The 18,305-nt window shown below is 74.1% G+C and carries 18 protein-coding genes; 10 read left to right on the forward strand and 8 right to left on the reverse strand.

Annotation, left to right across the window (positions count from 1 at the left end):
- Nucleotides 1-201 precede the first annotated feature (201 nt).
- Nucleotides 202-816 carry a TetR family transcriptional regulator gene (locus VT52_RS14780; protein ID WP_046422695.1) on the forward strand — a complete coding sequence of 205 codons (615 nt, stop codon included), beginning with the start codon at nt 202-204 and terminating at the stop codon, nt 814-816.
- A gap of 12 nt (nt 817-828) precedes the next feature.
- Here the strand turns inward: VT52_RS14780 and VT52_RS14785 are convergent, their stop codons facing one another.
- Both VT52_RS14785 and VT52_RS14790 read right to left on the reverse strand, forming a co-directional pair.
- A complete protein-coding gene (locus tag VT52_RS14785; RefSeq protein WP_046422693.1) occupies nt 829-1,062 on the reverse strand; it encodes a ferredoxin in 234 nt (77 codons plus the stop codon).
- Between the two features lie 3 nt (nt 1,063-1,065).
- Nucleotides 1,066-2,517 carry an aldehyde dehydrogenase gene (locus tag VT52_RS14790; protein ID WP_046422692.1) on the reverse strand — a complete coding sequence of 484 codons (1,452 nt, stop codon included), beginning with the start codon at nt 2,515-2,517 and terminating at the stop codon, nt 1,066-1,068.
- Between the two features lie 121 nt (nt 2,518-2,638).
- Between VT52_RS14790 and VT52_RS14795 the strand changes: the two genes are divergently transcribed.
- Nucleotides 2,639-3,670, forward strand: coding sequence for an MBL fold metallo-hydrolase (locus VT52_RS14795; RefSeq protein ID WP_046422690.1), 1,032 nt, complete (start codon nt 2,639-2,641; stop codon nt 3,668-3,670).
- A 42-nt stretch (nt 3,671-3,712) separates the two neighbouring features.
- Nucleotides 3,713-4,159, forward strand: coding sequence for a nuclear transport factor 2 family protein (locus VT52_RS14800; RefSeq protein ID WP_046422688.1), 447 nt, complete (start codon nt 3,713-3,715; stop codon nt 4,157-4,159).
- On the opposite strand, the gene VT52_RS14805 is transcribed toward VT52_RS14800, so the two are convergent.
- From VT52_RS14805 to VT52_RS14825, 5 genes are all read right to left on the reverse strand, one after another.
- Nucleotides 4,143-5,549 carry an FAD-dependent monooxygenase gene (locus VT52_RS14805; protein ID WP_240509763.1) on the reverse strand — a complete coding sequence of 469 codons (1,407 nt, stop codon included), beginning with the start codon at nt 5,547-5,549 and terminating at the stop codon, nt 4,143-4,145. The two genes, VT52_RS14800 and VT52_RS14805, sit on opposite strands and share 17 nt — an antisense overlap.
- 121 nt (nt 5,550-5,670) lie before the next feature.
- Nucleotides 5,671-6,852, reverse strand: a complete 1,182-nt coding sequence (locus VT52_RS14810) for an MAB_1171c family putative transporter (RefSeq protein WP_046422687.1) — start codon at nt 6,850-6,852, stop codon at nt 5,671-5,673.
- Nucleotides 6,853-6,867: 15 nt separating this feature from the next.
- Nucleotides 6,868-8,019, reverse strand: coding sequence for a DUF6545 domain-containing protein (locus VT52_RS14815; protein ID WP_046422686.1), 1,152 nt, complete (start codon nt 8,017-8,019; stop codon nt 6,868-6,870).
- Complete coding sequence (locus VT52_RS14820) at nt 8,016-8,543, reverse strand: toxin (RefSeq protein ID WP_240509764.1); 528 nt, start codon at nt 8,541-8,543, stop codon at nt 8,016-8,018. Before VT52_RS14820 ends, VT52_RS14815 begins: the two co-directional genes overlap by 4 nt.
- A gap of 221 nt (nt 8,544-8,764) precedes the next feature.
- Nucleotides 8,765-9,436, reverse strand: coding sequence for a phosphotransferase (locus VT52_RS14825; protein WP_046422685.1), 672 nt, complete (start codon nt 9,434-9,436; stop codon nt 8,765-8,767).
- A 308-nt stretch (nt 9,437-9,744) separates the two neighbouring features.
- On the opposite strand from VT52_RS14825, the gene VT52_RS14830 reads away from it, so the two are divergent.
- From VT52_RS14830 to VT52_RS14860, 7 genes are all read left to right on the forward strand, one after another.
- Nucleotides 9,745-10,956, forward strand: coding sequence for a prenyltransferase/squalene oxidase repeat-containing protein (locus VT52_RS14830; RefSeq protein ID WP_046422684.1), 1,212 nt, complete (start codon nt 9,745-9,747; stop codon nt 10,954-10,956).
- A complete protein-coding gene (locus VT52_RS14835) occupies nt 10,953-11,597 on the forward strand; it encodes an SCO2322 family protein (RefSeq protein ID WP_046422683.1) in 645 nt (214 codons plus the stop codon). Before VT52_RS14830 ends, VT52_RS14835 begins: the two co-directional genes overlap by 4 nt.
- A gap of 35 nt (nt 11,598-11,632) precedes the next feature.
- On the forward strand, nt 11,633-12,757 hold the full coding sequence (locus VT52_RS14840) for an energy-coupling factor transporter transmembrane protein EcfT (RefSeq protein WP_240509765.1): 1,125 nt from the start codon (nt 11,633-11,635) through the stop codon (nt 12,755-12,757).
- Nucleotides 12,754-14,505 (forward strand): ABC transporter ATP-binding protein, encoded by a 1,752-nt coding sequence (locus VT52_RS14845; RefSeq protein WP_046422682.1) that lies wholly within the window; start codon nt 12,754-12,756, stop codon nt 14,503-14,505. The genes VT52_RS14840 and VT52_RS14845 overlap by 4 nt, the downstream gene beginning before the upstream one ends.
- The gene (locus VT52_RS14850; RefSeq protein ID WP_079175057.1) at nt 14,502-15,395 is read left to right on the forward strand and encodes an ECF transporter S component; all 894 of its coding nucleotides are present in this window, start codon (nt 14,502-14,504) and stop codon (nt 15,393-15,395) included. The genes VT52_RS14845 and VT52_RS14850 overlap by 4 nt, the downstream gene beginning before the upstream one ends.
- Before the next feature lie 294 nt (nt 15,396-15,689).
- Nucleotides 15,690-16,106 (forward strand): aggregation-promoting factor C-terminal-like domain-containing protein, encoded by a 417-nt coding sequence (locus tag VT52_RS14855; RefSeq protein ID WP_046422680.1) that lies wholly within the window; start codon nt 15,690-15,692, stop codon nt 16,104-16,106.
- A 166-nt stretch (nt 16,107-16,272) separates the two neighbouring features.
- Nucleotides 16,273-17,001: a YoaK family protein gene (locus VT52_RS14860; protein WP_420856283.1), complete on the forward strand. Its 729-nt coding sequence runs from the start codon at nt 16,273-16,275 to the stop codon at nt 16,999-17,001.
- A gap of 6 nt (nt 17,002-17,007) precedes the next feature.
- Here VT52_RS14860 and VT52_RS14865 read toward each other — a convergent pair whose 3' ends face one another.
- Nucleotides 17,008-18,243 carry a cytochrome P450 gene (locus VT52_RS14865; protein WP_046422679.1) on the reverse strand — a complete coding sequence of 412 codons (1,236 nt, stop codon included), beginning with the start codon at nt 18,241-18,243 and terminating at the stop codon, nt 17,008-17,010.
- Nucleotides 18,244-18,305: the final 62 nt, after the last annotated feature.

Raw genomic sequence — 18,305 nt, forward strand, 5'->3', positions numbered from 1 at the left:
GCGCTGTCCCGCGAGACTACGACGGGACGCTAATCTAGAACAAGTTTCAGACTTGATCGTTCAAGAGCCTCTGAATCTACCGGCAGGTAGGGGTGCTGTGAGCAGTGGATCAGGTGATTCGCGCCACGGCGCGCGGCCCTGCCATGCTGTCTGATCACGTGCCCTACCGACACCCTCACCGATTGTCACGGAGCGGGACCCATGCCTGCGGAAGCCAGTACGTCGCGCACTCCCTCGCCGCCGCTCACGGAGCGTCAGGAAGCCCGCCGTCGACGGATCCTGCACGCGAGCGCGCAGCTGGCGGGCCGGGGTGGCTTCGACGCGGTGCAGATGCGCGAGGTGGCCGAGTCCTCCCAGGTGGCCCTGGGCACGCTGTACCGCTACTTCCCGTCCAAGGTGCACCTGCTGGTGGCCACCATGCAGGACCAGCTGGAGCGCATGCACGGCACCCTGCGCCGCAAGCCCCCCGCCGGGGACACCGCCGCCGAGCGCGTCGCCGAGACGCTGATGCGGGCCTTCCGGGCCCTGCAGCGCGAGCCGCACCTGGCCGACGCGATGGTCCGCGCCCTGACCTTCGCGGACCGCAGCGTCAGCCCGGAGGTGGACCAGGTCTCCCGGCAGACCACGGCGATCATCCTGGACGCCATGGGGCTGGACGACCCGACCCCCGAGCAGCTCTCCGCCGTCCGGGTCATCGAGCACACCTGGCACTCGGCCCTCATCACCTGGCTCTCCGGCCGCGCCTCCATCGCCCAGGTGAAGATCGACATCGAGACGGTCTGCCGGCTGATCGACCTGACCACCCCGGAGCGATGACACCGGGCCCGCTCACTCCTCGGGCGGGAACACCGGCTCCCCGCTGCCCCGCAGGGTGATCGAGATGGCCTCCGCGGGGCAGGTCTCGGCCGCCGTGAGGACGGGTTCGGCCGCGTCCGTGTCGGGGTCCGTCGGGTGCGACCGGCGGGCGGAGTCGAGGCGGAAGTGGGCCGGCGCGTGGTGCAGGCACTGGCCGGAGCCGACGCACAGGGACCGGTCGACCTCCACGTGCCAGCGGTCGGCCACGGCTCACGCCCCCGCCGGGAGGTGGATCATCTTGTGCTCCAGGTAGGCGCCGTAGCCCTCGGGCCCGAACTCCCGCCCGATGCCGGAGTTCTTGTAGCCGCCGAAGGGGCCCAGCATGTCCAGGCTGAAGGTGTTGACGCTGTAGGTGCCGGTGCGCACCCGGCGGGCGACCTCGATGCCGCGCTCGACGTCGGAGGTCCACACGCTGCCGGAGAGGCCGTACTCGGAGTCGTCGGCGATCCGTACGGCCTCGGCCTCGTCGCCGTACGGCAGCAGGCAGACGACCGGCCCGAAGATCTCCTCGCGGGCGATCCGCATGGAGTTGTCCACGTCCCCGAAGAGGGTCGGCTCGACGTACCAGCCGCGCTCGAACCCGGCCGGACGGCCGCCGCCCGCGAGGACCTTGGCGCCCTCCTCCTGGCCGACGCGGATGTAGTCGAGGCTGCGCGCCCGCTGGCGGCGGGCGACCAGCGGGCCGACCTGGGTGGCGGGGTCCATCGGGTCGCCGACCACGAGGGCGTCGGCGGCGCGGGCGAAGGCGTCGGCGAACTCGTCGTAGCGGGCGCGCGGCACGAGGACGCGGGTCTGGGCCACGCACGCCTGCCCGTTGTTCATCCAGGCCGCCGGCACGATCCCCGCGACCGCGGCCGCGAGGTCCGCGTCCGGCAGCACGATCGCCGCCGACTTGCCGCCCAGCTCCAGGGTGACCCGGGTGAGCCGCCGGGCCGCGACCTCCATCACCCGCCTGCCGGCCGCGACCGATCCGGTGAAGGACACCTTGTCCAGGCCGGGATGCCCGACCAGGTACTCGCTGACCTCACGGTCGGCGGGCAGGATGGACAGGACCCCCTCGGGCAGCCCGGCCTCGCGGGCGATCTCGCCGAGGAGATAGGCGTCCAGCGGGGATTCCGGGGACGGTTTGAGTACGGCGGTGCAGCCGGCCAGCAGCGCGGGCGCGAGCTTGGCGGCGGCGACGAACTGGGGCACGTTCCACGGCACCACGGCAGCCGCCACCCCGACCGGCTCCCGGCGCACCAGCAGCGGGCCGAGGGCGCCGTCGCGCCGCTCCTCGTACACGTACTCCCGCGCGACGCGGATCGCCGAGTCCCACACCATCATCGCGCCGAGCGCCTGGGCGAGGACGCTCCAGGAGTACGGGGAGCCGTTCTCGGCGGAGATCACCCGGGCGATCTCCTCGTGCCGGGCGGCGATGCCGTCCTTGATCCGGGTGACGACGCCGATCCGCTCCTCGGGGGTCATACGCGGCCAGGGTCCCTCGTCGAAGGCCCGGCGCGCCGCGGCCACGGCCCGGTCCACGTCGGCGCGCGAGGCGCCCGGCACCCGGCCGATGACCTCCTCGGTGTGCGGGGAGATCACCTCGATGACGTCCTCACCGAGCGGCTCGGCCAACTCCCCGCCGATGTAGAGCTGTCCGTGTTCCACGAGCCCGGTCATGGCTGCCTCCCAGCACGCCGCCTGCCGCACACTACTTTCTGACGATGCATCAGAACTGATATCAGTTCCGGTATCGGTGGGCAATGGTCGTGTCGGAGACCGGCTGGCGGAGGGGCGGACCATGGCGCGGACGTTCGATCACGGCGGTGGCGTACGGTCTATCCGGGTGCCCATCCCGGACAACCCGCTCGGCTACACGCTGGTGTACGTGCTGGACACCGGCCGGGGGCCGGTGCTCGTCGACACCGGCTGGGACGACGCCGGATCCTGGGACACCCTGGTGGCGGGGCTCGACGCCTGCGGCACCGGGGTGCGGGAGGTGGCCGGGGTGGTCGTCACCCATCACCACCCGGACCACCACGGGCTGTGCGGGCGGGTGCGCGAGGCGTCCGGGGCGTGGGTGGCGATGCACGCGGCGGACGCGGCGATCGTGCGCAGGACGCGCGAGGCGCGGCCCGAGCGGTGGTTCGCGTACATGGCCGCCAAGCTGACGGCGGCGGGGGCGCCGCAGGAGCAGGTGGCGCCGCTGCGGGCGGCGGCGCGGGGCGGCCGTGAGCTGCCCCGCTTCTCCCCCGCGCTGCCGGACCGGGAGATCGTCCCCGGTGAACTCCTGGACCTGCCGGGCCGCCGGCTGCGCGCGATCTGGACACCGGGGCACACGCCCGGCCACGTCTGCCTGCACCTGGAGGAGCGGCATCCGGGTGAACTCCCGGGCCAAGGACGACTGTTCAGCGGGGATCACATGCTCCCCGGCATCACCCCGCACATCGGCCTGTACGAGGATCCCGACGACGCGACCGTGACCGATCCGCTCGGTGACTACCTCGACTCCCTGGAGCGGGTGAGCCTGCTCGGTCCCGCCGAGGTGCTGCCCGCGCACCGGCACGCCTTCACCGACGCGCCCGCCCGGGTACGGGAGCTGCTGGACCACCACGAGGAGCGCCTGCGGGGCCTCCTCGCCCTGCTCGCCACCCCGCTCACCCCCTGGCAGCTGGCCGAGCGGATGCGCTGGAACCGCCCCTGGGCGGACATCCCGCCCTCCTCGCGCACCATCGCCGTCTCGGAGGCCGAGTCCCACCTGCGCCACCTCCTCAAACAGGGTCGTGTGGAGCAGGTGCCGGGGAGCGGTCCGGTGGCGTACGCGGCGGTGTGAATCCCTCTCGCGGCGGGAGGGCTCGGGCTGGTACACAGGCGCATGGACCCTGTGCGGCGGCTGCTCGCCGAGCGCGCCTGCGAGCGCCTGATCCTGGACTTCGTGCACCGCCTCGACCTCGGTGAACCGGCCCAGGTGGCCGAGCTGTTCACCGAGGACGGCAGCTGGGAGTGGCCCCCGCCCGGGGACGGGCGGGCGGTGCGGGGGCGGGCGGCGCTGCGGGAGTACTTCGGCGGCCGCCCCGCCGACCGGCTCTCCCGGCGGCTGATGTCGAACGTCCTGGTCACGGTGGACTCCCCGGAGACGGCGACGGCGGTGTCGTACTTCTCCACCCACCGCGTCGACGGCTACTCCGGCGGCCTCGTGCCCGCCGGGCCGCCCGTGCAGATCGGGCACTACGAGGACCGGTTCCGCCGTGCCGACGGGCGCTGGCTGCTCGCCTCCCGGGTGCTCCACCTGCCCTTCGGCGGTCCTACGCCCAGGGTTTGAGGCCGGACAGGAAGTCCCGTTCGGCGGCCGTCAGCGGGGGGCCCGACAGGGCGGGCAGCGGGGGTCCGGTGAGGGCGTGGAGAAGGGCGTCGGGGCGGAAGAGGCGGGCGGGCGCGGTGCGCAGGGTGGTGACGTCCCACAGGGCGGTGGCCGCGGCGTAGGAGCCGGTGGCGGCGTGGTTCAGCCGCCGGGAGTAGGCGGCGGCCAGCCGGTCGCCGACGGTCGCGCGGCCGCCCTCCACCCCCGGGTAGAGGACATCGGTGCTGACGGCCGCCGTCCAGGCCCCCCGGGCCGCACGGGCCACCGACCGCTGCACCCGCCGGGCCAGACCGGGCGCCTCGACGCCGTGCTCGCGCACGGCCCGTGCGAGCACGCGGGCGCCGAGCGCGGCGGCGGACATGCCCTGCCCGTAGATCGGGTTGAACGTGGCCGCCGCGTCCCCGATCGCCACCAGCCGCTCCGGCCACAGCCGTGCGTCCTCCAGGTACCGGCGGGAGTTGCTGGTGCTGCGGCTGACGTGCACCGGGCCGAGCGGCTCGGCGGCCTCGATCAGCCGGCCCACCAGGGGGCTCGGCAGGTTCAGCGCGTACCCGACGAAGGCGTCCGGGTCCTTCGGGGGCTCGCTGCCCCGCATCCCGCCGAGGCTGACCATCCACTTGCCGTCCTCGATCGGCACGATCATGCCGCTGCGTCCGGGCCGCCCGCTCCAGGGGTCCGCCTGCACCAGGGTCATCGGCCAGTCCGGGGCGCCGGGCGGGACACGGTAGACGCGGCTGGCGTTGGCCAGCCCGCTGTCGACGTGCCGCTCACGGATGCCGTGCACGCCGAGGACGTCGAGCCAGGGCAGCAGCCGGGTGCCCCGGCCGCTCGCGTCCACCACCCAGTCGGCGTCCAGGTACTCGGGCGGCCCGCCGCCGGCGCCGGCCAGCCGTACACCGGTCACCCGGCGGGCGCTGCCGCGCAGCCCGCCCACCCGGGCACGGCGCACCGTGACGTTGGGGTTCGTCTCCAGCACCGCCCGGCGCACGCCCCACTCCAGCAGCGGCCTGCTCGCGGTCATGGTGATGAAGGTGCGGTGCCGCCAGCGCCGGAACCAGCCCGACGGGGCGAGCGTCAGCAGGTCCGAGCTCAGCGCCGTCTCCCTGACCCCGGCCGCCACCAGCCGCCCCCGCAGGTCGGCGCCGGGGAGCAGTTCCTCCATCACCGCCATGCCGCCGGGCATCAGCAGATGGGCGTGCCGGGACTGGGGCACCCCCTTGCGGTGCTCGGGTGCCTCGGGCAGCTCGTCGTGGTCGAGCACCACGACCTCGGCCACGGCGGGCGCGAGCGCCGCGGCGGCGAGCAGACCGGCCGGTCCGGCCCCGATGACAACGGCTCTTCGTGCGTTCACGGTTCCCCATTCCTCTGGTGAGTCATCCGGTGGGACGTCCGGTGGGACGTCCGGTGACACGTGCGCGTGGACGTCGCTCCGGGCGCCCGCTCCGGGCGGGCGGGCGTCGGCTCGGAACCTCTCAGCTCCGGGCGGTCCTCGCCGCGCCCTCCCGGGCCGCCCTGACGACCGGCGAACCGGCCAGCGCCCGCGCCAGTCTGACCAGTTCACCCGTGTCGGAGAAGAGCGCGGTGTGCAGCCGGGAGCCGCCCTCCGGCCCGGGACCCTCCGGGGGGCCCGGCCGCCCCGCCTGGTGCGCGGCGTCCACGACCATCGCGGCCGCGGCGATGAAATGCGCCTCGCCCGGCGGGCTGCCCTGGCCGCGGGCCTGCCGGTACGCCGTCTCGCGTACCCGGCCGTCGCAGCGGGACTGGAGGGCGAGCAGCGCGTCGAGGATGCGCAGCTCGCGGTAGTACAGCCGGCCGCGCGGCAACTGCCAGCGCGGCGGGGCCGGTTTGGGCGCGGTCGGCACGTTCCGCAGCTCCGCCCACAGCGGGCCGAGCGCGCGGTAGTCCCAGATGCTGCGCCACTGGGAGAGGGTCGCGGGCAGCAGCCGGGGCAGCACGAAGCCGGCCGCGCACAGCAGGGCGCCCAGCGCGGCGGCGCGCGGGGCCAGCCCGGTGGACAGCCGGTCCAGGTCGTGCCCCGCCCAACGGGCCACCACGGCGGTCGACTTGGCGCACTCGAAGCCGAGCACGTCCACCGCGAGGCCCGCCATGATGAGCCGCAGCCCCAGGCGCAGGATGCCGGTCACCTCCCGGGACCAGCGCAGGCACACATAGATGGTGATCACCGCGCAGGCCCCGTGCCCGAGGAGGTAGAGCACGATCATCTCGCGCATGTACGGCGTGTTCGCGTAGTAGGTGTCGAGGTCCCGCAGCCGTTCGACGGGCGCGTGGGCGAGCGCGAACAGCGTGATGACGGCGACGATCACCAGGCTGTACACGGTGGCGACCCGCACCACCTGGCTCCGTACCCGCTCGGCGGGGCCCCCGCGCCAGTTGATCAGCAGGATCAGCAGGGAGGCGCTGTAGGCGGAGATGACGCTGTAGGTCATCGGGGCGCCGAAGTTGGGGACGTGGGTGACCTCGTTGACCGCGCCCAGGGTGACCGGGGCCGAGCAGAAGAAGCAGAGCCCGCCGAGGAAGATCGACACACAGGTGGAGGCGGTCAGCGGGTCCCGCAGGGCGAGGCGCGGCCGACGGAAGATCAGCAGGGCGGTCACGGTGAACAGGCTCGCCACCGTGTACACGATCAGGCTCATGGCGCGGCACCCACCTCAGCACACGGCCAGGGCGCGGTCGCCGGTGCCCTCGGCGAGGGCGTCCGAGATGCGCAGCAGCACCGGGAGGTCGGGCCGGCCGGCCAGCGGTACGACCGCGTCCGCCCGCTCTTCGTTCGGCGCCCGGACGGCGGCGGCGATGACGGCGGCGGCGATGACGGCGGCCCAGGCGGCGGCCTCCGCCTGCCGCGGGTCCGCGCCGGCCCGCGTCCGGTCGGCGTACGTCTGCCGGAACAAGCCCTCGTCCAAGTGGCGCCCCAGATGGTGCAGTCCGTTGTAGATCGAGCTCTGCCGCCAGGTCAGCCAGCGGGTGGCGGAGGGCCACAGCGGGCGCGGCGCGCGCAGGCTCTCGCGGGTGAGCAGCCCGGTCAGCGTCCGCTCCAGCGGGCCCAGCCTCGCGTACGCCCGCCAGCAGCGGGCCCGGAGTGCCAGGAAGGGGGCGAACAGCGGGATCACGATGCCGACCACGGTGATCGCGGCCCCGAGTCCGGCGCAGGCCGCCGGGAACGTCGTGCCGAGCACGGACCAGTCCCGGCCGCACCAGCGGGCGCCGACGGCGGAGAGCTTGGCCACGCTGTAGCCGCAGCCGACGAGGTTGCCGGCGCCCATCGTCACCAGGCCCGCGCGCAACGAGCCGCGCAACTGGCGCGCCCAGGAGAGGGATCGGCACGCGGTGACGACGACGGCGGTCAGATGGGCGCCGAGGTACAGGACGATCATCTCGGCGATGTACGGCGTGGTGGCGTAGTACGTGTCGAAGTCCGTACGGCGCTCCACGGCCGCGTCGCCGAGCATGAACAGGGCGGCGATACCGGCGAGTACGGCGGTGTAGCCGAGGGTCCAGCGGCGGATCGCGCGGCCGGTGCCGGGGCCGCCGCGCCAGCGCATGACGAGCGCGAGGGAGGCGGCGCCGTACGCGGTGACGGTCCCGTACGTCAGCGGGGCGGCCAGGTTGGGCACACCGCCGGCGTCGTTGACGAAGCCGACCGTGCCGGGGGCGCCGAGCAGGAAGCACAGCGAGGACAGGGCCAGCACGGCGCTCAGGGTGAGCAGGAAGGGGTCCCGCCAGCGCCGGGCCAGATCGGGCGCCTTGGCCAGCAGGCCGAGCCACAGCAGCCCGCAGCTCGTGTAGTTGATCAGGTCGCTCATCGGGACCCGCGGTAGTTGAGGGCCGCGCCGATGCGTCCGGCGAGGTCGTCGTGGCCTGAGGTGTGCGCCGCGTACACGGAGTCGGGGGACGCTTTCAGCCAGGGCCGCAGCCGGTCGCCGATCAGCATGCCGAACAGGTCGGCGCGCTGTTCGGCGGCCTCCAGGAAACGGGTGCGGGCGGCGGTCGCCACGGTGCCGTCGGCGTCGGCGGGCGCGGGGGCGGCTCCGGCGTGCGCGGCGCGGTGGGCGGGATCGTCGTCGGCCATGTGCCACAGTTCGTGGCCGAGGATCACGAGCTTCATCCAGGGCGGGGCGTCGGCCTCGATGACGATGTCGTCGCGGCCGACGCGCTCGATCCACAGTCCGGTCGCGGAGGTCTGCGGCGGAAAGTTCGCCTGGTGGACGACGATGGGGCGACCGCGCCAGCGGATCGCGGACTCGACCAGGGCCTCCAGCAGGTCGGCGGGGTCGGCGGGGATCGGCACGCGCAGGGGGTCGATCAGCTCGTTGGCGAACCGGCGCATCTTCCTGGTTGTACGCACCATTCCCCCGGAGGCTGCAAGCGGTCACGTCTGACCGCAATATGCCAACTCCGCGCCGCTTGGGCCACCTTCGCCCGCGCGGCCCGGTCGGCACAAATACGATGTACCTCGCCAACGGGACACGGTCCACCTCGCCCGCTGGCCGAAACGACCACCGCACCCCTTGCGGAACACCCGCACTTTCAGCCAACAGACAAGCGAACTCAGGGCAGTCGTGCCACTTCCCTTATCAATTCCTTGACCCTCGGCAGGAGTTCCGTCTCCTCCCCGCTCATCGTCGGATTCGCCGCCCGCCGCCGCAGCGCCTCCCCGAGCCCCTGCTCGGTGAGGTCCGAGGGGTCGGCGAGCAGCGCGCCGAGCGATTCACGGGCCGGGCCGGCGAGACCGGTGGGGCCCACGGCGACCTGGCCGAGGATCACCGCGGACATGCCCCAGTCCAGGCCGGGGCTGCCGTCCTCGGCATTGGACCAGTCGATGACGCGGGGCCCGTCCGGGGTGAGCATCACGTTGTCGGGGTGCAGATCCAGGTGCAGCACCCGTGCCCCGGGATCGGCCGGACGCCGTCCGGGCAGGGCGTGCAGCCGCCGCAGCAGCCCGGCGAGCAGCGCCCCCGCCTCCGCCGGACCGACCCGGCCCGCGACGAGGGCGGTGAGCAGGGTCGGACCGGAGAGCCGCTCCAGGACCAGTTCGGTGCGCGAGCCGGTGGGGCGGACCCGGGGCACCGGATAGCCGTGCCGTCGTACGTGCGTCATCACGGCCGCCTCGGCCGTCGCGTCCCCCCGGCCCTCGCGGTCGCGGCGCAGTACCCACGCGGCGTCGATCTCGTGGACGTCGGCCGTGCGGCCCGAGCCGAGGAGCTTTCCCGGTGTTGTCATGGCCGTGACCCTAATCACCGTCACGGTGTGCTCACGGGCACTCCCCGGGCTCCGTGGAGCTGCCGGTAAAGTGGCGGGGTCGTCATCACACCCGTACGGGGGAAAGCCGGTGCAATTCCGGCGCTGACCCGCAACCGTGAGCCGTTCCGCCAGGAACCGGTGAGCCGGAACGCCCCGGGGCGGACGTGACCGGCTCGCGTGCGTCGGCCCCTCGCCGCGCACGGCACCGTCGAGGTATACGGAGCCGAGCCGCCCGGGTCCCTCCCGTGCGCTGCCCGGCTCCCCGCAGGGAGAGGCAGTCGCCGACCATGAACGTCCGCCGCAACGCCGCGGCTCTCGCCGCCATAGGCGTGCTGGCAGCCGCCGCACCCGCCGTGGCCGCCGGCCCGTCCCCTTCCCCCAAGGCATCGGTCCCGGCCGGTCTCTACGGCAAGTCGGACCCCACCTACGACGGTGTGTGGCGCCAGTCGCTCACCCTCGTCGCGCAGCGCACCCTCGGCTACCGGCCGGCGACCGCCGCCGTCGGCTGGCTCATCGGCCAGCAGTGCGCGAACGGCTCCTTCGCCGCCTTCCGCGCCGCCCCCGCCAATGCCTGCGACGCCAAGACCGTGGTGGACACCAACAGCACGGCCGCCGCCGTCCAGGCCCTGCACGCGACCGGCGGCCACGACGCCGCCGTCACCAAGGCCGTGGACTGGCTGAAGTCCGTGCAGAACAAGGACGGCGGCTGGGGCTACAACCCGGGCAGCCCCAGCGACACCAACTCCACCTCCGTCGTCGTCGGCGCGCTCGCCGCGACCGGCGCCGACCCGGCGAGCGTGCGCAAGGACGGCAAGTCCCCGTACGACGCCCTGGCCACCTGGTCCATCCCCTGCGCCCACGACGGCGGCGGCGCGCTGGCCTACCAGCCGGACAAGAAGGGCAAGCTGGTCGCCAACGCCGACGCCACCGCGGCCGGTGTGACGGCCGCGCTCGGCAAGGGCTTCGTGGCGAAGACCGGCAAGGCGCCCGCCGCGGACGCCTGCGCCGAGGCCGCCCACCCCACCCCGGCCCAGGTCGCCGACAACGGCGGCGCGTACCTGGCGGCCGCCATCGCCCGGACCGGCCACCTCATGTCCGCGATGCCCGGTGCCACGGACCAGCCCGACTACGGCAACACCGCCGACACCGTCGTCGCCCTCGCCGCCGACGGACGCACCGCGGCGGCGAAGAAGGCGTACGCCTTCCTGGAGAAGAGTGCCGGCCCCTGGGCCGCCCAGACCGGGCCCGCGGCGTACGCCCAGCTGATCCTCGCCGCGCACGCCGTCGGCGCCCAGCCCGGCGACTTCGGCGGCACCAGCCTCGTCACCTCCCTCGACGCCCTCGGCCCCGAGCCGCGGATGCAGGCCGCCGCCGAGAAGCAGGCGAAGGCGTCCGACGGCACCTCGCACGCCGGGGTCTGGTGGAGCGTCGGCATCTGCCTCGTCGCGGGCATCGGCATCGGCTTCCTGCTGAGCACCCGCAAGAAGCGGCAGCCGTGACGGCCGTCCGCCGTGCCGTGCCGGTGCTGCTGGCCGCGCTCGCCCTGCTGCTCGGCACGGGTGCCGGGCAGGCGTCGGCCACGGGATACCGCTACTGGTCGTTCTGGGAACGGTCCGGCGGCCACTGGACGTACGCCACCCAGGGCCCCTCGCTCGCCCGCCCCGACGACGGCGCCGTGGAGGGCTTCCGCTTCTCCGTGAGCGCGGACTCGGGCGACGCGAGCAAGCCGCGCGGTACGGCGGACTTCGCCACGATCTGTTCGGGGACGGCCGCCGAGCGGGGCACGAAGCGGGTGGCCCTGGTCATCGACTTCGGCGTCCCGGCGGACGCCCCCTCCGGGGAGACACCGCCGGCCCGCCGCACGGCGTGCGCGCGGGTCGCGCCCGCGGCCTCCGCCGCGCAGGCGCTGGCCGCCGTGGCCAAGCCGCTGCGATACGACACGAACGCCCTGCTGTGCGCGATCTCGGGGTATCCCCGCACGGGGTGCGGGGAACAGGTCGGCTCCGCCGGTTCGGCCACTCCCGAGAAGCCCGCTCCCCCGTCCGGTGGCGGCCCGTCCCTGGGACTGCCGATCGGGGCCGGCGTGGTGGTCGTCCTCGCGGGCGCGGCGGTGTGGCAGTTCCGCCGGCGACGCGGATGACTCCGTCGAACGGTCCGGTGGGTGCGGGACGCGCGGTGCCCCGCACCCCGGCGGAGCGGCGGCCGACCGCGCCGGCGGGCGAGGGCGTCGCCACCCGGCGTCGCGCCACCGTGCACCCCGGCGCCTGGTGGCTCTGGGCGATATCCCTGGGCACGGCGGCCACCCGTACCACCAACCCGCTCCTCCTCGCCCTGCTCGTCGCCGTGTCGGCGTACGTCGTGGCGACGCACCGCTCCGCCGCCCCCTGGGCCCGTTCCTACTCCGCTTTCGCCAGGCTCGCGCTCGCCGTCCTGCTCATCCGCCTGGTCTTCGCGGTGGCCCTCGGCTCCCCGATCCCCGGCACCCATGTCCTCCTCACCCTCCCGGAGATCCCGCTCCCGCACTGGGCCCAGGGCATCCGCCTCGGCGGTGAGGTCACCGCGGAGGCGCTCGTCTTCGCGGCGTACGACGGGCTGAAGCTGGCCACCCTGCTGATCTGCGTCGGCGCCGCGAACGCCCTCGCCAGCCCGTCCCGCCTGCTGAAGTCCCTGCCCGGCGCGCTGTACGAGACCGGCGTCGCCGTCGTCGTCGCCCTCACCTTCGCGCCGCACCTCATCGCCGACGTCCAGCGGCTGCGGGCCGCCCGCCGGCTGCGCGGCCGCCCGGACCGGGGCATCCGGGGCCTGCTCCAGGTCGGACTCCCGGTCCTGGAGGGCGCGTTGGAACGTTCCGTCGCCCTCGCCGCCGCCATGGAGGCCCGCGGCTACGGCCGCGGCGCCGACGTCCCCGCAACGGTCCGCCGTACGACCGCCGCCCTCACCCTCGGCGGGCTGCTCGGCGTCTGCGCGGGCACGTACGGGCTGCTCACCGCCGAGGGCGGCGGTTACGGCGCCCCGCTGCTGCTCGCCGGGGTCCTCGCCGCCCTCGCCGGACTGCGCCTCGGTGGCCGCCGCTCGCTGCGCACCCGGTACCGGCCCGATCCCTGGGGCCTGCGCGCCTGGCTGGTCACCGGTTCCGGCGCCGCCGTCGCCGGGCTGCTGACGCTCGCCTCGGCCCGCGCCCCCGAGGCCCTGCACCCGGGCGTGGTCCCGCTGACCGCCCCCGCCCTGCCGCTGTGGCCGGCCGCGTCGGTCCTGCTCGCCCTGCTGCCCGCCTTCGTCGTCCCGAGGGAGCATCCGTGATCCGCTTCGAGAAGGTCAGCGTCACATACGACGGTGCCCCCGAACCCACCGTCCGCGACGTCGACTTCGAGGTGCCGGAGGGCGAACTGGTGCTGCTCGTCGGCCCGTCCGGGGTGGGCAAGTCCACCGTGCTCGGCGCGGTCAGCGGGCTCGTCCCGCACTTCACCGGCGGCACCCTCGGCGGACGCGTGACCGTGGCCGGCCGCGACACCCGCGTCCACAAGCCCCGTGAACTCGCCGACGTCGTCGGCACGGTGGGCCAGGATCCGCTCGCCCACTTCGTCACCGACACCGTCGAGGACGAACTCGCCTACGGCATGGAGTCGTTGGGCCTGGCGCCCGAGGTGATGCGGCGCCGCGTCGAGGAGACCCTCGATCTGCTGGGTCTCGCGGGTCTGCGCGACCGCCCCATCGCCACCCTCTCCGGCGGCCAGCGCCAGCGCGTCGCCATCGGCTCCGTGCTCACCCCGCACCCCCGGGTCCTCGTCCTCGACGAACCGACCTCCGCGCTGGACCCCGCAGCGGCGGAGGAGGTCCTCGCGGTGCTCCAGCGCCTGGTGCACGACCTCGGCACGACCGTCCTGATGGCCGAACACCGCCTGGAACGCGTCGTCCACTACGCCGACCGCGTCGTCCTGCTCCCCTCCCCCGGCGCACCCCCCGTCACCGGCACCCCGTCGGACGTCATGTCCGTCTCACCGGTCCACCCCCCGGTGGTGGCCCTGGGCCGCCTGGCCGGCTGGAACCCCCTGCCGCTGACCGTCCGGGACGCCCGCCGGAGGGCCGGCGACCTGCGAGAGCGCCTCGCCCCGGCCGCGGGCGGCCGTGCCGCCGGGGCGAGGGGGGTCCCGCCGCTGGTCGGGCGGAGCCGAGAGCAGGGGAGGACGGGCGCGGCGGCCCCCGGCGAGCGCCTGCGAGCGACCCCGCTCCCGGCCACCGGCGGCACCGGCCGCCTGTTCAAACGCCGCGCCAAGAGCGCCCCCGAACCCCGGCCGGCCCACATCGCCGGCGCGCACGACCTCACCGTCCGCCGCGCCCATGTCACCGCCCTCCACCACATCACGCTCACCGTCTCCCCCGGCGAGACCATCGCCCTCATGGGCCGCAACGGCGCCGGTAAATCCACCCTCCTCAACACCTTCGTCGGCCTCCTCGAACCCACCACCGGCACGGTGACCGTCGGCGGCAGGACCCCCCACCGCACCCGCCCCCGCGACCTGATCCGCCACGTCGGCCTGGTCCCCCAGGAGCCGAGGGACCTGCTGTACGCCGACACCGTGGCGACGGAGTGCGCCGCCGCCGACCAGGACGCCGGGGCGCCCCCCGGCACCTGCCGCACCCTCCTCGACCGGCTCCTGGCGGGCATCGCCGACGGCACCCACCCCCGCGATCTGTCCGAGGGCCAGTGCCTCGCCCTCGCGCTGGCCGTCGTGCTGACCGCCCGGCCGCCCCTGCTCCTCCTGGACGAGCCGACCCGCGGCCTGGACTACGCCGCGAAGGCCCGCCTGGTCACCGCGCTGCGCGAGCTCGCCGCCGACGGGCACGCGATCGTACTGGCCACGCACGACGTGGAACTGGCCGCGGAGATCGCCCACCGGGTGGTGCTGCTCGCCGAGGGGGAGGTGATCGCGGACGGCCCGACGGCGGAGATCGTGGTGTCGTCCCCCTCCTTCGCCCCGCAGGTCACCAAGATCCTCGCCCCCCAGCAGTGGCTGACCGTGTCCCAGGTCCAGGAGGCCCTGGGATGACCACGCCCGCGACCGAGCCCACGGCGCCGCGCACCCCCGCCCCCGCCGCCCCGGCATCTCCCCGTCCTCCCCGTCCCGGGCGCGTCCGTGCCGTCCGCCTCGGCCCCCGTTCCGTCGCCGCCCTCGCCCTCGTCACCGTCGTCGGTGTGATCGCCTTCGGCTGGCCCTTCCTCGCGCCGCCGGCCTCCCAGCTCAGCGCCCATGCCCAGGACGCCCCCTGGCTGTTCGCGGGGCTGCTGATCCTGCTCGTGGCGGTGGTCGCGGCGACGATCTCCGAGTCGGACCTCGGCCCGAAGGCGGTGGCGATGCTGGGCGTGCTCGCCGCCACCGGTGCCGCGCTGCGCCCGATCGGGGCCGGCACGGCCGGGATCGAGCCGATGTTCTTCCTGCTGGTGCTCAGCGGCCGCGTCCTGGGCCCCGGCTTCGGCTTCGCGCTGGGCTCGGTGACGATGTTCGCCTCCGCGCTGCTGACCGGCGGCGTCGGCCCCTGGCTGCCGTTCCAGATGCTCTCGATGGGCTGGTTCGCGATGGGCGCGGGCCTGCTGCCGGGACCGGTGCGGCTGCGCGGCCGGGCCGAACTGCTGCTCCTGGCCGGGTACGGCTTCCTCGCCTCGCTCGCCTATGGCACGGTCATGAACCTGGCAGGCTGGCCCTTCATGGGCGCCACCGCCTCGGGCATCTCCTTCCACCCGGGCGCCTCGGTCGCCGCCAACCTGGCCCGCTTCGTCGCCTACTGCCTGGCCACCTCCCTCGGCTGGGACCTGGGCCGCGCCCTGTGCACGGTGGTGCTGACCTTCGCGCTCGGCCCCGCGGTGCTGCGCGCGCTGCGCCGGGCCACCCGCCGGGCCGCGTTCGAGACGCCGGTCACCTTCGACGGTCCCGGTGCGTGAGGGGTCCCACCCACGCGGTGAGCGGGCCGGTGAGGCACCCCACATGACGCAGCTCACCTACGAACCGCGACCGTAGAGCGATTTGTCCGATACGTCCCACACCGCACCCTTGTCGACCTGCGGTTTGAGAGCTGTGCCACAGAACGGCCATTCCCACTCCATCCGGCCACAACTAGTAAAAGGGGTGATTGCGGGCGGATTTCCGGGCTGCTTATCTGGTCGGCGTCGCCAGGCACCGCGAGCCCCCCGAGGGTTCACGCCGGCAGTCCCCGTCCCCGACGCAAGAGGTGCTCCGTGTCCGTCTCCGTCATCCGCCGCATCGCTTCCCCGAAGAAGGCCCTCACCGCCGCCGCCGTGGCCGCCGCCACCGCCGGCATGGCGCTGTCCGCGGCACCCGCCCAGGCCGCCACCCCGGCCTCGGCCTCCTCGGCCCAGGCGATCGCGCACAAGATGATCCCGGACGCCAGGCAGTTCAACGCGTTCAGCCAGATCGTGCAGCGCGAGAGCGGCTGGAACCCGAGCGCCACCAACGCCTCCTCCGGCGCCTACGGCCTGGTCCAGGCGCTGCCGGGTTCGAAGATGGCGTCCGCCGGCGCCGACTGGAAGACCAACCCGGCCACCCAGATCAAGTGGGGCCTGGACTACATGAACTCCCGCTACGGCAGCCCCGCCAAGGCCTGGGCCTTCTGGCAGGCCAACCACTGGTACTGAGCCGGCACCGGTACCGAGCAGGACCGCCCGGTCCGTACCGCGGCCGAAGCACCGAAGAGCACCCCCGCCCCGCTCGGCGAGGGTGCTCTTCGCATGTCCGGGCATTGCCGATCGGCACGTGGTGAAGTGGTCCCCGCCCCTGCCCGTCCGGCGAACCGGAGGAACCGTGACGACACCACCGACGCCCCCGGCGCCGCCGCCCGACTGCGGACCGGGGGCGGCCCCCGCGCCGGACCCGGAGGCGCGCGGGCTGCGGCTGGTGCTGGTACTGATCACGCTGACCGTGGTGAGCGGTCTCATCGACGCCGTCAGTTATCTGGGCCTGGGCCGGGTGTTCACCGCGAACATGACCGGCAACGTGGTGGTGCTGGGCTTCGCGGCGGCCGGAGCGCCCGGGTTCTCGGTGCCGCGCACCGCGACCTCGCTGTCCTGCTTCCTCGTCGGCGCGGCGGTGGGCGGCCGGGTGGCGGCCCGGTTCGGGACCGGCGGGCCCCGGCGCCGCTGGGCACGGCTGACACTGGCGGGCGAGGCGGTCCTGGTCGGGCTGTCGGCGGTGGCCGCCTTCGCCTGGCCGGACCGCACCGGCACGGACTACGCCCTCATCGGCCTCACCGCCTTCGCGATGGGCGGCCGCAACGCGACGGTCCGCAAGCTCGGGGTCCCCGACCTGACGACCACGGTGCTGACGATGACCCTGACCGGCCTGGCCGCGGAATCCCGCCTCGGCGACGACACGGGGCACCGCTCCCCGCGCCGTACCGCCGCGGTGATCGCCATGGTCGCCGGCGCGTTCCTCGGCGCGTGGCTGGTGCTGCGCCACGGCCTGGCCATCCCCCTGCTGATCGCGGCCGTCGCCTCGGGGGTGCTCGCGGTGTCCGCCTCGGGCAGGGAGTGACCCGGGTCAGCCGGTGGTCACCCGGAGCCGCTTGATGCCGTTGATCCAGGCCGAGCGCAGTCGGCGCGGGGGGTCGACGAGCCGGAGGTCCGGCATGGCGTCGGCGATGGCGTGGAAGATGAGGTCGATCTCCAGGACGGCGAGGGACTTGCCGAGGCAGTAGTGGGGGCCGCCGCCGCCGAAGCCGAGATGCGGGTTGGGGTCACGGGTGATGTCGAAGGTCCCGGGGTCGGCGAAGACGGCCGGGTCGTGGTTGGCGGAGGCGTAGAAGAGGCCCACCCGGTCGCCCTTCCTGATGAGTCTCCCGCCGAGTTCGGTGTCCTGGGTGGCGGTGCGCTGGAAGGAGTTGACCGGGGTCGCCCAGCGCACGATCTCCTCGGCCGTGGTCACCGGGCGTTCCCGTTTGAAGAGGTCCCACTGCTCGGGATGAGTGAGGAAGGCGTGCATGCCGTGGGTGATGGCGTTGCGTGTCGTCTCGTTCCCGGCGACCGCCAGCACCAGCACGAAGAAGCCGAACTCGTCGGAGTTCAGGTTGCCCTCGTCCTCCGCCGCGACCAGCGTGGTGACGATGTCCCGGGCCGGGCAGCGCTTGCGTTCGGCGGCCATGTTCATCGCGTAGGAGATGATCTCGGCCGCGGACCGGGCGCCGGTCTCCTCGGTGACGGCGTACTCGGGGTCGTCGTAGGCGATCATCTTGTTCGACCAGTCGAAGATCCTCGCGCGGTCCTCCTGGGGCACACCGATCAGCTCGGCGATGGCCTGCAGCGGCAGTTCGCAGGCGACCTCGGTGACGAAGTCGAAGGGCCCCGGGCGGCTGCGGGCGGCGCCGACGATCGCCTCGGCGCGGGCGCGCAGCCGTGCCTCCAGGGCGCGGATCGAGCGTGGCGTGAAGCCGCGCTGCACGATCTGCCGTACCCGCGTATGTTCCGGGGGATCCATGTTGAGCAGGATCAGCCGCTGCGCGTCGATGGCGTCGCGCGAGATGTGCTCGTTGAAGCGGATGACGGCGGTGTTCAGGAAGGAGGAGAACAGCTCCGGGTGCGTGGAGACGTACTTGACGTCCGCGTGCCGGGTCACGGCCCAGTAGCCGGTGTCGGCGAATCCGGCGATGCCGTGCGGTTGCGGTACCCAGTGGACCGGCTCGGTGCGGCGCAGCTCGGCGAACTCCGGCAGGGGCACACGGTGGTGCAGCAGGTCGGGGTCGGTGAAGTCGAACCCGTCGGGCAGCGCGGGGCAGTGCATCGGCGGCTCCAGCCATCTGACGAACCATCAGCTGATGGCCTCGAACGTAATAACGGGTTCTA

Origin of the sequence: Streptomyces malaysiense (genome assembly GCF_000980885.2) — a bacterium.
Classification (GTDB): domain Bacteria; phylum Actinomycetota; class Actinomycetes; order Streptomycetales; family Streptomycetaceae; genus Streptomyces; species Streptomyces malaysiense.